Source organism: Streptomyces sp. MA5143a, from assembly GCF_900290235.1.
Lineage (GTDB): Bacteria > Actinomycetota > Actinomycetes > Streptomycetales > Streptomycetaceae > Streptomyces.
Genome location: NZ_OLMK01000147.1, coordinates 1 through 13,513, shown reverse-complemented (window position 1 = coordinate 13,513; position 13,513 = coordinate 1). Strand labels below are relative to the sequence as shown.

The following is a 13,513-nucleotide window of genomic DNA, read 5'->3' as shown; positions in this document are numbered from 1 at the left end:
CCGCCGAGGGCGGTGACGTCGATGGTGGGCACGGCGGCGATGACCTCGCCGGTGTAGGGGTTGTGCACGAGCGTGGTGTCGGTGCCGAGTGTGATGCCGGGGGGCACGGCGGTGTCAGACACGGTGGGTCTCCTTCAGGACGGGGCGCGTGGGGGCGGAGTCGTCGTCGACGTGACGCTGGTGGATGGCGGTGATGTCCGACAGCAGGGCGTAGGCGGTCTCGGTGCGCCCGGCGCCCGGCCCGGACACCGTGACGGTGCCGAGGAGGTCGGTGTGGAAGGCGACCGCGTTGACCGGGCCGCAGATCCCGGCGAGCGGGTGCTGGGCGGGCAGGGCGAGCGGGGTGACGCGGGCGTCGACGCTGCCGTCCTCGTGGCGGGTGGCGGAGCCGACCAGCTTCCACCGCAGCCCCTTCGAGGCGGCGTCCCGCACCTCGTGCGGGGTGAGGGAGGAGATGCCCTCGCAGAAGACGTCCTCGCGGCGCAGGTCGGCGCCGAGGACCTCGTTGGCCAGGATCATCACCTTGAGCTGGACGTCGTGGCCCTCGATGTCCGCCGTGGGGTCGGCCTCGGCGTACCCGAGTCGCTGGGCCTCGGCGATGGCCGCCGACAGTTCGATGCCCTCTTCGAGGCGCCCGAGGACGTAGTTCGAGGTGCCGTTCATGATGCCCTGGACGCCGGTGATCTCCAGACCGCCGAACATGCGCTCGGCGGTGCGCAGGACAGGGGTGCCGCTGAGTACGGAGCCCTCGAACTCGAAGCCGACCCCGCGCTCTGCGGCCAGCCGCTTCAGGGCGCGGCCGGCGAGTGCGACCGGCCCCTTGTTGGTGGTGCACACGTGCTTGCCCGATTCCAGAGCCCAGCGCACATGGGAGAGGGCGGGCTCCCCGTCGCTGGGGTTGGTGAACGTCGCCTCCACGACGATGTCGGCCGGGACCTCACGGATCACCCACTCGTTGCGCGGATCCGCGCTGCCGCCGGGCAGGCCCGCGAAGCTCAGCTCCCCCGGCTCGACGGCCAGCAGCGGCGCCAGATCGATGCCGTCGGTGTCCACCAGGGAACCGGCTCGCAGATCGGTGATCGCCACCACCCGCAGGGTGAAACCCAGCTCCTCGGCCAGGCGGTCCCCGCTCTGGGACACGAGTTCGGCAAGCGCGCGGTTGACGCCCCCGAATCCGATGAGGGCGAGATCGTATCGGCCCATGAGATCGCTCCTTCGCATTCCGCCGCCTTCACGGTGCGGCTGCTGAGGAGCCTCGCCGCTGGGCCTGTCACCCGCCCCCTGTCACAACGGCCACGACGCATGCCGATCTGCTCCGTCCCCTGACAGTTCGCCCGCCCCGCCTCGCCCCTCCCCGCCGCGCCTCGCCCCGGCTCCGGCAGCGCCTCGGCTCCGGCCTGGGGCCGTTGTCAGTGGTGGCAGGCAGGATGACGGTCATGACGACTCCTGTTGCACAGATCGTGGATGCCGCCGCCTACGCGCAGGCGGTCGAGGACGCGGTGAAGGCCGCGGCCGCCTACTACGCGGGCGGTACCTCACCGCTCGACGACGACACCTACGACCGGCTGGTGCGCGGCATCGCCGCCTGGGAGGCCGAGCATCCCGACCAGGTGCTCCCGGACTCGCCGACGGGGAAGGTCGCGGGCGGCGCCGTCGAGGGCGATGTGCCGCACACCGTGGCGATGCTGAGCCTGGACAACGTGTTCTCCGCGGAGGAGTTCACCGCGTGGGCGGCGTCCCTGGCCCGGCGTGTCGGTCACGAGGTGGATCAGTGGAGCGTGGAGGCGAAGCTGGACGGTCTCGCGGTCGCCGCCCGCTACACCCGAGGCCGCCTCACCCGGTTGATCACCCGGGGGGACGGGACGGCCGGGGAGGACGTCTCGCACGCGATCAGCACCATCGAGGGCCTGCCCGAGAACCTGGCCGAACCGGTGAGCGTGGAGGTCCGTGGCGAAGTCCTCATGACGACGGCCCAGTTCGAGCACGCCAACGAGGTCCGCACCGGGCACGGCGGGCAACCCTTCGCCAACCCCCGCAACGCGGCAGCCGGCACACTGCGCGCCAAGGAGCGCTCCTACACGGTGCCCATGACGTTCTTCGGCTACGGCCTGCTGCCCCTGCCCGACACCGACACCGCCCTCGCGGCGCGGCTGGGCGACCTCGCCCACAGCGATCTGATGCTCCTGGCCGCCGACCTCGGGGTGAACACCACCGCCTCGACCGCGGTGCCCGGCAGAGTGGCCCACAGCAGTGAGCAGGTGCTGGCCCGGGTGCAGGAGATCGCGGCGCTGCGGGCGGAACTGCCGTTCGGGATCGACGGGATCGTGATCAAGGCCGACCTGGCCGCCGACCAGCACACCGCCGGATCCGGATCGCGGGCTCCGCGGTGGGCGATCGCCTACAAGCTCCCGGCCGTGGAGAAGATCACCCGGCTGCTGGAGGTGGAGTGGAACGTGGGCCGCACAGGCATCATCGCCCCGCGCGGCGTACTCGAACCCGTCGAGATCGACGGCGCCACCATCACCTACGCCACACTGCACAACCCCGCCGACATCACCCGCCGTGACCTCCGGCTGGGCGACCATGTCATGGTCCACCGGGCCGGCGACGTGATACCGCGGATCGAGGCGCCCGTCGCCCATCTGCGCACCGGCGACGAACAGCCCATCGTCTTTCCCGAGGCGTGCCCGCGCTGCGGTTCCGGCATCGACACCAGCCAGGAACGCTGGCGCTGCGAGCAGGGCCGCAACTGCCACCTGGTCGCTTCCCTCTCGTACGCCGCCGGCCGCGACCAGCTCGACATCGAAGGACTCGGCGCCACCCGTGTCGTCCAACTCGTCGAGGCCGGCCTGGTCGCCGATCTCGCCGACCTGTTCACCCTCACCCGCGAGCAACTGCTCGGCCTGGAACGCATGGGGGAGACCAGCACCGACAACCTCCTCACCGCGATCAGCGCCGCCAAGGCCCAGCCGCTGTCCCGCGTGCTGTGCGCGCTCGGCGTACGCGGCACGGGCCGGTCCATGTCACGGCGTATCGCCCGCTGGTTCGCCACCATGGACAACATCCGCGCCGCCGACGCCACGGCCATGCAGCAGGTCGAGGGCATCGGCACCGAGAAGGCCCCCTCCATCGTCGCCGAACTGGCCGAACTCGCCCCGCTCATCGACAAACTCGTCGCCGCCGGAGTGAACATGACCGAGCCCGGCGCCACACCGCCGAGCCCCATCGACGCCGACGCGGGGAGCGACGCGAACGCTGAGGGCGGGCCGCTCACGGGCATGACCGTGGTGGTCACCGGCGCCATGTCGGGTCCGCTGGAGAAGCTCAGCCGCAACCAGATGAACGAACTGATCGAACGGGCCGGAGGGCGCTCCTCCTCCAGCGTGTCGAAGAGGACCACCCTGGTCGTCGCCGGGGAGAACGCCGGATCCAAGCGGGCCAAAGCCGAAGACCTCGGCATCCGCCTGACCACACCCGACGAGTTCGCCACGCTGGTGGCCGACTATCTGGTCTGACCCGACTTCCGACCCGCTCCACGATCATGGACGAGCTGTTCGATGTGGCGGGGACGGCGTTGTGCTGCGCCGCGGCCGTCCGGCTGGGCGCAGCCGCCCGTGTGTTGGCCGGCCGCGCTGTCCGACAGGTACGGCCTGGTCTCGGCCGGAGCGGACGACATCCGCGCCTGCCTGGAGGGGCAAGGTCTCGACGAACGCGTGCTGGGAGAGGCGTTCGGTGAGAACTGGACCTTGGACGCCAGGTACCCGGCCGAGTTGCCCGGCCAGGTCTTCTTCCACCGGTGGACGCAACTGGTGTTCGTGACCATCGTGCTGACCAAACCGGGGCAGCAACAGCTCGTTGCCGCACACGGCGGCGGGCCATCGCGGCCGGCGCCGCCTGGCACGACGCCGTACCGGGGCCGCGGGGCCGCGGGGCCGTCGGGACGGGGCACGGGGCGACCGGGTCGGTCGCGTCGCGGGGCTTCTCGGAAGGCGGGGCGTGACGGTACGGCCGTTCGACGCCGGTCGTTCGTGGGCGTCGTGGGCGTGGGCGGCGCGGCCATGGCGCAGGCGAGGAGGTCGCGGTCGGTCGGCCGAGATCGCCGCCGCCGTGGCATTCCCCATCCGCCCCGAAGCGGCTACATCAACGGTACGGGCCTGCTCGACGGCGGCCGGGCCGCCCGCCCGCACCCCGAACGCACGTTCAGGACAGCAGAGAGGACGACGATGTCCACCCCCCACACCCCCTCCGACCCCGCCTCACCGCACTCCGAGCGGCCCGCCCTCGACGAGCCGGGCTTCGACGCGGAGGCCATGCGCGCCAAGTACCGCGCCGAACGCGAGCGCCGTGTCCGCCCCGACGGCAACCGGCAGTACCGGCGCGTCGCCGACGGGTTCGGCTCCTACGACCAGGACCCGTACGCCGACCCGGAGTTCACCCGCGAGCCGCTCCACGACCGGGTCGAGGCCGTCGTCGTCGGCGGCGGCTTCGGCGGACTCCTCGCCGGGGCCCGGTTGCGGCAGGCCGGCGTCGAGTCCGTCCGTGTGATCGAGAAGGGCGGCGACTTCGGCGGCACCTGGTACTGGAACCGCTACCCCGGCATCCACTGCGACATCGAGTCGTACATCTACCTGCCGCTCCTGGAGGAACTCGGCTACGTCCCGCAGTGGAAGTACGCCCCCGGCGAGGAGATCCGGCAGCACACCCGCGCCATCGGACGCCACTTCGACCTCTACCGTGACGCCTGCTTCCAGACCGTCGCCACCGAACTGCGCTGGGACGAACCCGAGTCGGAGTGGATCGTCACCACCGACCGCGGCGACCGGATGCGGGCCCGGTACGTCGTGGTCTCCAGCGGCACACTCAGCCAGCCCAAACTCCCCGGCATCCCCGGCATCGAGACCTTCGAGGGCCACGCCTTCCACACCAGCCGCTGGGACTACGCCTACACGGGCGGCGACGCGAACGGCGGCCTGACCGGACTCGCCGACAAACGCGTGGCCGTCATCGGCACCGGCGCGACCGCCATCCAGATCGTCCCGCACCTCGGGGCGGCCGCGGCCCACGTCTACGTCTTCCAGCGCACGCCCTCGACCGTGGACGTACGCGGCAACGCGCCCACCGACCCCGAGTGGGCCGGCACGCTCGCCCTCGGCTGGCAGCGGCGGCGCATGGACAACTTCCTCCGGACCGTCACCGGTGTCCGCGTCGACGAGGACCTGGTGAACGACGCCTGGACGTCCAGCGCCCGCCTCCAGGAGAAGCTCATCCCGACCAGCTCCTACGCGGACGCCCCGCCCGAGGAGCGCGAGAAGGCGTACGAACTCGCCGACTTCCGGAAGATGAACGAGCTGCGCGCCCGCGTGGACGCGATCGTGGAGGACCCGGAGACCGCCGAGAAGCTCAAGCCCTGGTACCGGTACATGTGCAAGCGGCCCACCTTCAGCGACACCTACCTCCAGACCTTCAACCGGCCCAACGTCACCCTCGTCGACACGGCCGACACCCACGGCGTGGAGCGGATCACCGAGAAGGCCGTCGTGGTGGGCGGCGTCGCCTACGAGGTCGACTGCGTCATCTTCGCCACCGGCTTCGAGGTCGGAGTCTCCGGGCTGCTGTCCGGCAGGCTCCCCGCGTACGGCCGGGGCGGCGCCGGCCTGCTGGAGACCTGGATGAAGGCGGGCCCGAGGACCCTGCACGGCTTCTACAGCCACGGCTTCCCGAACCTCTTCCAGCTGGGCCCCCTTCAGAACGCCAGCGCCGTCAACTACGTCCACATCCTCGACCAGCAGTCCCTGCATGTCGGCGAGGTCGTCGCCGCGGCCCGCGCGCGCCGCGCCCGGTACGTCGAGCCGACCGCCGAGGCCGAGGCCGCCTGGGTCGCCACGATCCGCGAGAAGGCCGCCGACCTGCACGCTTTCCAGGCCGAGTGCACCCCCGGCTACTACAACAACGAGGGCAGGCCCCGGCAGCGCAGCGAGTCGTACGGGGACGGTCCGGTCGCCTTCCACGAACTGCTCGCGCACTGGCGGTCCGACGGCGGCATGGACGACGTCCTCGTCGACGCCGAGCAGTGAGAGGGGAGGGCACATGACCACGCGTCGGAGCCGGTACGACGGGAGGACCGGCGAGCCGCGGACCACCAGCGACCGCCGGCAGGCACGGCGGCTCAACCCGCCCAGCCCGCTGTGGGGTTCCAACGGCGTCGCCTTCGGCCCCGACGGGCTGCTGTACGTGGCCCTACCGTGCTGCGGCTGACCCCGAAGCCCGCAACGACCTCGACGATGCCGGTACCGAACCCGGGGTCTCAGCCGGAGCGGTAGAGCGCCGTCAGCAGCTCGATGGCCGCCTGGGCGGCGGGATGCGGGTCGTCCCGCCACCAGGCGAGGCGGACGGCGATCGGCTCGGCGTCGCGCACCGGCCGGTAGACGACACCGGGCCGCCGGTACTGATGGGCCGTGGACTCCGGGGTCACCCCGACGGTGCGGCCGGTGGCGATCACGGTGAGCCACTCGTCCACGTCGTGGGTCTCCTCCGTCGCCGGCCGGGAGCCCGGCGGCCACAGCCCGGCGGTGGTCGTACCCGTCCTGCGGTCCACCAGCAGGGTGCGTCCGCCCAGGTCGGCGAGGCGGACCGAGCGGCGGCGGGCCAGCGGGTCGTCGGCGGCCATCGCGCACATCCGTCGCTCCAGGCCCACGATGGCCGACTCGAACCGACGGTCGTCCAGGGCCCTGCGGACCACCGCGAGATCGCAGGCGCCCTCCGCGAGCCCGGCCGTCGCGGAGTTGACCCGGACGAGGCGCAGTTCCGTCTCCGGGTGCGCGGCGTCCCAGCGGCGCTGGAAGTCCAGGGTGTGCCGGCCGAGCGCCGACCAGGCGTACCCCATGCGCAGTCGGACCTGGCCCGACGTGGCCTCCCGGACCAGATCGTCGACCTCGCCGAGCACCCGCCGGGCGTGCGACACCACCCGCGACCCGGTCGGCGTGGGCGTCACCGCACGGGACGTTCGCCGCAGCAGCCGCACCCCCAGGGCCCGTTCGAGGGAGGCGAGGGCGCGGGACACCGCGGCCTGGGACACACCCAGCGCGATCGCGGCATCGGTGAACGTGCCCTCGTCGACGATCGCCACGAGACAGCGGAGCTGGCGCAGCTCGACATCGGGAACCGTCGGCGGCGGGTCCACGCGTCCGGGGTCGTCCATGGGGCCGGGGCCGTCCATGGGGCTGGGAGCATCCATGCGTCCAGCGTATAGATCGCCCGGCCTATGCATTTTGTGCAACCGGGGTCGCGCCGCACGATCGGCGCATGAGTGCCGCTCCCGCCACCGCCGCAGCCCCGGTCACCCCGTTCCCCGAGCCCGCCGCCGCGCGGCCGGCCGGAATCGCCACCATGGTCGGCAGCGGCCTGTCCAACCAGGTGGGCGCCGCCCTCGGGGCGCTGGCCTTCCCGGTGCTCGGGCCCGTCGGGGTCGTGGCGATACGCCAGTACGTCGCCGCGCTCGCCCTCCTGGCCGTCGGCCGGCCGCGGCTGCGGTCGTTCACGGGGGAGCAGTGGCGGCCCGTGGCGCTGCTCGCGCTGGTCCTCGGGACGATGAACCTGTCGCTGTACACCGCGATCGACCGTGTCGGCCTGGGTCTCGCGGTCACCCTGGAGTTCCTCGGCCCGCTCGCCGTCGCCCTGGCCGCCTCGCGGCGCCGCGAGGACGCCGTGTGCGCGGTGGTCGCCGGCGCCGGCGTGGTCACGCTGATGCGTCCCCAGCCGTCCGCCGACCATCTGGGCATGGGCCTCGGTCTGCTCGCCGCCGTCTGCTGGGCGTCGTACATCCTGCTCAACCGCACCGTCGGCCGCCGGGTCCCCGGCGCGCAGGGCACCGCGGCCGCCGCCGCGCTCTCGGCGCTGCTCTTCCTCCCGGTCGGCGTGGTCGTGATGGTCCGTCAGCCACCGACCGCCGGGGCGGTGGGATACGCCGTCGCCGCAGGGATCCTCGCCTCGGCCGTCCCCTACCTCGCGGACGTGTTCACCCTGCGCCGTGTCTCCGCCCAGGCGTTCGGGCTGTTCATGAGCGTCAACCCCGTCCTGGCCGCCCTCGCCGGCCGGATCGTGCTCGGCCAGCACCTGGGCGTCGTCGAATGGTCCGCCATCGGCGCCATCGTCACCGCGAACGCCCTGAGCATCCTGGCCCCCCGCCGCTGAATCGGCCCGGACGGACGAAGTCCAGTCCGTCGAACGTCTGCTTGCCGAGTGCCTCGTGTGCGGCGATGTGGCCGTAGCCGGTGGCCATCTTGAAGCCCTTCCCGGAGAATCCTGTGGCGCAGTAGACCCTGCTGTTCTCGTCCAGCCAGCCGATGAGGGGATGCCTGTCCTCGGTGAAGAGGTCGGGGAAGGCGTCGGAGCGCGCGATGGTGGGGATCAGGCCGGGGAAGAACTCGGTGACGGTCTCGGTGACCTTTTCGACTTCTTCCCGGGTGAGTTCCCTGGGCACGGAGTCCGGATCGGGGGTCGCCCTCGCGCGCCCCTTCATCGGTGCGTCCACGGATGCCTTGACCGTCACGCCGTCGACTGCGGGTGCGCCGTACAGGGAGCGATCCTCGTACTGTCGGCTGAAGACGGGGAAGTTCTCCGGTGAGAACTGTGTGCCGTCCTGGGCGATGAACCAGGTCAGGACGAGCCGATGGGTCTCCGTGACGGCCTTGAGGTGGTCGGGCATGAGCCTGCGGGACCAGCCGCCCGAGGCGACGATGACCTTCTCGAACGTCCAGGTTCTGTCGCCCGACGTGACGACCACGCCGTCCTCGGTTTCGGTGATGCTGTCGACCGGTGTGTTCTGAAGGACGGTGGCGCCGTTGGCCCGGGCCGCCGTGACGGCGGCGCTGACGGCGCGGTCGGTGCGCAGGAACCCGGCGTGGGGGTCATGGATGGCGCAGTCGTCGGGGCGGAGGTGGTGCTGGGGGTAGCGCTCCGCTATCTCCTCCCGGCTGAGGACGCGGTGCTCGGCTCCGGTGATGCGCGCCGTCTCGAGGAGGCTGTTGATGAAGTCGCTGTTCGCTGTCCCGATGGTGAGGCCCCCGGTGCGGGTGAAGATCTCCTGCCCGGTTTCCGCCTCGAGTTCGGCCCAGAGATCGCGGGAGCGTTCCATGATGGGGTAGTAGTCGGGCTTCCCGAAGTAGATCATCCGGAACAGGCGGGTGTCCCCGCCCACGGCGCTGCGGCCGTGTGCGGGGGTGGCGGCCTCGAAGCCCACGACCGAGTCGGACAGCCGGGAGGCCTGCCACAGGGCCATGCTTCCGATGCTGCCCAAGCCGATGACGGCGAGTCGCGCGTCCATGAGAGCAGTTTCCTTTCCTTGTTCGTGAAGCCGGTCTCTACTCGTGAAGTCCGGCGAGTCTGCTGCCGAACCTGGCCAGCAGTGAGGTCCTGCCGGAATTCCTGCGCTCCTCCCACTGGTCGGCTATGCCGAAGAGCCGGTACATGGCGTGAACACCCAGCCAGCGAACGGGTTCCGGTTCCCACTTCCGTGCCCGGTGGCCGACCCAGGGGAGGGCGGTCCGTTCGGTTTCCCTCTCGAAGGCGAGCTCCGCGAGGGTCCTGCCGCCGACATAGGCCGCCGTGACCCCGTGTCCCGCGTAACCGGTGGACGATCCGATCCCGGACGCCGGGTCCCAGAGCACGCCGCCGTTCCAGTCCCGCGTGACGCCCAGGACTCCCGACCAGGCGTGGTCCACCTCGAAGGGGATGCCCGGGAAGAAGGTGCTGAGCTTGTGCGAGATCAGGTCGATGGTGGACCGGGCGGTCGCGCCGGCTCCTCCCGTACCGGACCCGAAGCGGTAGGGGACACCACGGCCCCCCATGGCGATACGGCCGTCCGACGTCCGCTGGGCGTAGATGAAGGTGTGCGCTGAGTCGTTGAGGCACTGGGGGCCGTCCCAGCCGATCTCCTGCCACGCCTCCTCCGGCAGGGGCTTGGTCACGATCATCGAGGAGTTGACAGGGATCAGGGTCCGGCTGCCGAGCAGCGGTCCCGAATAGCCCTCGGTGCAGATGAACGTCTTCGCCGCGGTGACGCGTCCGTCGGCCAGGGCGAGGGTATTGCCCTCGACCCCGTCCACGCGGCTGCCCTCGTAGATCGTCACCCCCATGGAGGTCAGGGTGTCGGCGAGGCCGTAGACGAGTTTCGCGGGGTGGATCCTTGCGCAGTGCCGGTAGAAGAGCCCGCCGTGGACGGTCGAGATGTTGATCAGGCTCCGGAACTCGTCCCGGTCGAGCAGCCGGCTCTCGTCCTCGGTCAGCCCGTACTTCAGGTCGGCGTCACGTCTGGCCACCAGCCTGCCCAGCCCCGCCCGGGTGTGGGCGGCGACGAGTGCGCCGCCCTTGTGCTGATCCGCGTCGATGCCCTCGGCCTGGAGGATGTCCAGGACGGAGTCGACGCCGGCGACGAACTCCTGCTGCAGTGCCCGGCTGGCCGCCAGTCCTCCGCCGACGCGGGCGAAGGCGGCACGGTTGCCCGGAGGCATGGCCGAGAGCCAGCCACCGTTGCGTCCCGACGCGCCGTAGCCCACCTGTTCGGCCTCGAAGACGGCGACCGAGAGCGACGGTTCGAGCTTCTTGGCGAAGTACGCCGCCCAGAGGCCGGTGTAGCCGCCGCCGACGATGGCCACGTCGACGGAGTCCTGTCCGGTGAAACGGGTGAACGAGGGTTTCCTGTCGGCCAGTTGGGCCACCCAGAAGCCGAGCGCTCCGTTTCGTGGTGGTGCCGCGAGGGCGTTCATGGTGTGTCCTTCTTCTGGGTTCACGGCCGTACTGCTCTGCTCAGGCTCAGGCGTCAGGGACGCGGGAGGCCGAAGAGGACGGGGAGGTCGGCGATGTCGGTGATCCGCTCGTAGCCGAGCCAGTGCTCGTCGTGCTCCCAGCCGCGGTCCATGTACACCTTGTTCTCGATGCCCATGATCGCCGCGGAGCGATGGTCGTACATCGGGCTCGCGGACACGTGCACGAGCTCGTCGGGTGTCACGCCGAGCTTGTCGAGCATGTAGTCGAACGCACCGAGTCGCGGCTTGTAGATGCCCATTTCCTCGGCGCTGATGACGACCTCGAACGGGGCCTTCAGGTTCTCCGAGAGGCGCTTGGCGTGCGCGGTGTCGCTGTTCGTGATGATCACCAGCGGGACCTCTTCGGCCAGGCGGTTCAGTGCCTCGGTGACACCGGGGTACGGGCCCCAGGTCGGGATGGTCTCGTACACCGCCCGCGCGTCCTCCTCGCGGAACTCGAGACCGAGCTTGCGTGAGGTGCGTTCCATGGAGCGGGCGACGACCTGGTGGAACGGTTGGTACGCGCCGGTGCACTCGTCGATGCGGTACGCCTTGCAGATCCGCAGGTAGTCGTCGGCGATCTCGGCCGGCAGCCGGTCGCCCAGCACCTCACGCATCGCGTCGTTGATGCTGAACTTGATCAGCGTTCCGTTCATGTCGAACGTCACGAACTTGGGCTTGGTCTCGAATCCCACAGGGTCCTCCTCGTAATTCAGTGCTGCGATGTCACATAGTCGATTGTCGACCATCTTGTTGGTCGATTGTCGACCGTTCATTGCTCGGATGTCAATGGGTTCCCGCGTCACACGGGCTCAGGGGTGTCGCGTCAGGGTGGCCGGCTGGAGGTGTTGACGCCGAATCAGCGGGGGTATAGTCGACAAACGACCAGGTGGTCGGGTGTGAGCAGGGGAGGGTGACGGGGTGGACCACAAGTTCGAGTGGCAGGAACAGCGGACGACGACGCCGGACGGTGTCTACCGCACCCTGCGTGCCGCCATCCTCGATGGAAGCGTCCCCCCTGGCGGTCAGCTGCGCGAGGCGCACATCGCCACGGATCTGGGGATCAGCCGGTCCCCGCTGCGCGAGGCGCTGACCAAGCTGGAGGAAGAAGGGCTCGTCGTCAAGATCCCTTACCGTGGCGCGTTCGTCGTGGAGGTGAGCGCTCGCGAGGTCGCCGAGATCGACTCGGTCCGGCTGCACGTCGAACCGTACGCCGCCGAGCTCTCGGCCGAAGCGCTGCGCGGCGCCGAGCGGCCTCAGTTGCTGCAGACCGTCGAGGATCTGCGCCGGGCCATGGAGAAGGACGACATCCCGGCCAGCATCGACGCGCACCTCCGCTTCCACCGGCTGTTCTACGACCTCTCGGGCCATGGCGTCCTCCAGGGCATGTGGAACGGTTGGGAGACCAAGCTGCGCCTCTACCTGAGCGTCGATCACCGCACGTACAGCGACAACCCGCAGCAACTGGTCGTCGAGCACGAGAGGTTGGCCACGGTCGCCCTGGAAGGCGACACCGACGCGTTCCGCCAGGAACTGGCCGCCCACTTCCCCATGGGCCTGCGAGCCCAGACGGGGGATCACGGGGAACGCGCGCCCCGTCACGTGTGAAGTCACGCCCGCTGCGCTGCGTGAAGCGTCGGACCGCGCTTGCCGCCGAGGCGCTGTAGAGCGGTCCCGGGCGGTCCTGAGTCGTACGCGCGGTGAGATCACCTCATTCGGCAGGTCCGCCCCCGGTGTCTCGCGGCTGCCGGTCCGTCGATCAGGCGCCGCCCCGGCGGCACCTCACCTCCCTCTTCGCCGTGCGGGCAGGTGCGCTCCCGCATGTGCCGCGCGGTCGTATCCGAGCGTTGAAGTTTGTATTGACAGTGCTCTACAGGCAGCCATATGGTCGACAAACGACAATAGCTGGCGGTTTTAAGCCGTGATATAGCGCTTTGTCGCCCCTGCTGCTCGAGGAGAGAGCCGAGTGCAGATGATCAGGATTCGTATGAAACAGCCACTTATCGACAACCGCACGGGTCTGTTCCCCGTGCCGTCCGCGGAGGTGACGCGATGAGCCGGTCCGTGACGTCGGCAGCGAGCACCGGTTCGGCTTCCGATCGGCTCAAGGCCCTGGGCCTCACCCTTCCCGAACTCGCCGACAACCCGTACTACGTGCACCACCGGTCGGTCGATTCCAGCATCTACATCTCGGGCCAACTGCCTTACAAGGACGGTTGGCTGCTGGGCCAGGGCATTGTCGGCCGGGACGTCGAGCTGGAGACGGCGCGGTCACTGGCCCGCCATGCCGCGCTCAACGCCCTCGCCGCCGCCGTGCAGGCGGTGGGCGAGCTGGACCGGGTCCGGATCGTGCAGATGCTGGTCTTCGTCGCCAGTACGCCGGACTTCGCAGAGCAGTCGAACGTCGCCAGCGCGGCCAGTGACCTGCTCATCGAGGTGCTGGGCGAGAACGGACGGCACGCCCGCACCGCGATCGGTGTCGCCGGGCTGCCGCTCAACAGCCCTGTCGAGATCCAGATGGTGTGCACCGCCGTCCCGAGGAGGGCAGCGTGAACCGGCTGCAACGAGCACTCGACGCTCTGGTCGAGCGGATCGACACCCCGGCGCCGATCGTGCTGGTCGACGTCATGCAGGGCAACATCGACCGCGTCCAGGGTTTCGCCGACCAGCACAACCTGCAGGTCAGGCCGCACGTCAAGACGCACAAGTGT

11 protein-coding genes are annotated in these 13,513 nt (G+C 70.4%); 6 read left to right on the top strand and 5 right to left on the bottom strand.

The window, feature by feature from the left end; translation table 11 throughout:
• Positions 1-114: 114 nt before the first annotated feature.
• Positions 115-1,203, bottom strand: a complete 1,089-nt coding sequence (locus tag SMA5143A_RS41930) for a homoserine dehydrogenase (protein ID WP_107468025.1) — start codon at positions 1,201-1,203, stop codon at positions 115-117.
• A 233-nt stretch (positions 1,204-1,436) separates the two neighbouring features.
• On the opposite strand from SMA5143A_RS41930, the gene ligA reads away from it, so the two are divergent.
• The 3 genes from ligA (at position 1,437) to SMA5143A_RS43405 (ending at position 6,255) form a co-directional block, all read left to right on the top strand.
• Positions 1,437-3,515 (top strand): NAD-dependent DNA ligase LigA, encoded by a 2,079-nt coding sequence (ligA, locus tag SMA5143A_RS41925; RefSeq protein WP_181362292.1) that lies wholly within the window; start codon positions 1,437-1,439, stop codon positions 3,513-3,515.
• 708 nt (positions 3,516-4,223) lie between these two features.
• Positions 4,224-6,074: a flavin-containing monooxygenase gene (locus tag SMA5143A_RS41920; protein ID WP_107468023.1), complete on the top strand. Its 1,851-nt coding sequence runs from the start codon at positions 4,224-4,226 to the stop codon at positions 6,072-6,074.
• 13 nt (positions 6,075-6,087) lie between these two features.
• On the top strand, positions 6,088-6,255 hold the full coding sequence (locus tag SMA5143A_RS43405) for a hypothetical protein (RefSeq protein ID WP_181362293.1): 168 nt from the start codon (positions 6,088-6,090) through the stop codon (positions 6,253-6,255).
• Positions 6,256-6,304: 49 nt separating this feature from the next.
• On the opposite strand, the gene SMA5143A_RS41915 is transcribed toward SMA5143A_RS43405, so the two are convergent.
• On the bottom strand, positions 6,305-7,198 hold the full coding sequence (locus SMA5143A_RS41915) for a LysR family transcriptional regulator (RefSeq protein WP_107468027.1): 894 nt from the start codon (positions 7,196-7,198) through the stop codon (positions 6,305-6,307).
• A 104-nt stretch (positions 7,199-7,302) separates the two neighbouring features.
• On the opposite strand from SMA5143A_RS41915, the gene SMA5143A_RS41910 reads away from it, so the two are divergent.
• Positions 7,303-8,190 carry an EamA family transporter gene (locus tag SMA5143A_RS41910; RefSeq protein WP_107468022.1) on the top strand — a complete coding sequence of 296 codons (888 nt, stop codon included), beginning with the start codon at positions 7,303-7,305 and terminating at the stop codon, positions 8,188-8,190.
• Here the strand turns inward: SMA5143A_RS41910 and solA are convergent.
• Genes solA through SMA5143A_RS41895 form a run of 3 tightly spaced genes read right to left on the bottom strand, consistent with a single transcriptional unit; the run spans position 8,150 to position 11,497 of the window.
• Complete coding sequence (gene solA, locus SMA5143A_RS41905) at positions 8,150-9,322, bottom strand: N-methyl-L-tryptophan oxidase (RefSeq protein WP_107468021.1); 1,173 nt, start codon at positions 9,320-9,322, stop codon at positions 8,150-8,152. The genes SMA5143A_RS41910 and solA overlap by 41 nt on opposite strands.
• Before the next feature lie 37 nt (positions 9,323-9,359).
• Positions 9,360-10,763: an NAD(P)/FAD-dependent oxidoreductase gene (locus SMA5143A_RS41900; RefSeq protein ID WP_258194065.1), complete on the bottom strand. Its 1,404-nt coding sequence runs from the start codon at positions 10,761-10,763 to the stop codon at positions 9,360-9,362.
• A gap of 53 nt (positions 10,764-10,816) precedes the next feature.
• Positions 10,817-11,497 (bottom strand): haloacid dehalogenase type II, encoded by a 681-nt coding sequence (locus SMA5143A_RS41895; protein WP_107468020.1) that lies wholly within the window; start codon positions 11,495-11,497, stop codon positions 10,817-10,819.
• Between the two features lie 226 nt (positions 11,498-11,723).
• Here SMA5143A_RS41895 and SMA5143A_RS41890 point away from each other — a divergent pair, with 226 nt between their 5' ends.
• Complete coding sequence (locus SMA5143A_RS41890; RefSeq protein WP_107468019.1) at positions 11,724-12,410, top strand: GntR family transcriptional regulator; 687 nt, start codon at positions 11,724-11,726, stop codon at positions 12,408-12,410.
• Between the two features lie 444 nt (positions 12,411-12,854).
• Positions 12,855-13,355: a RidA family protein gene (locus SMA5143A_RS41885; RefSeq protein WP_107468018.1), complete on the top strand. Its 501-nt coding sequence runs from the start codon at positions 12,855-12,857 to the stop codon at positions 13,353-13,355.
• Positions 13,356-13,513 lie beyond the last annotated feature (158 nt).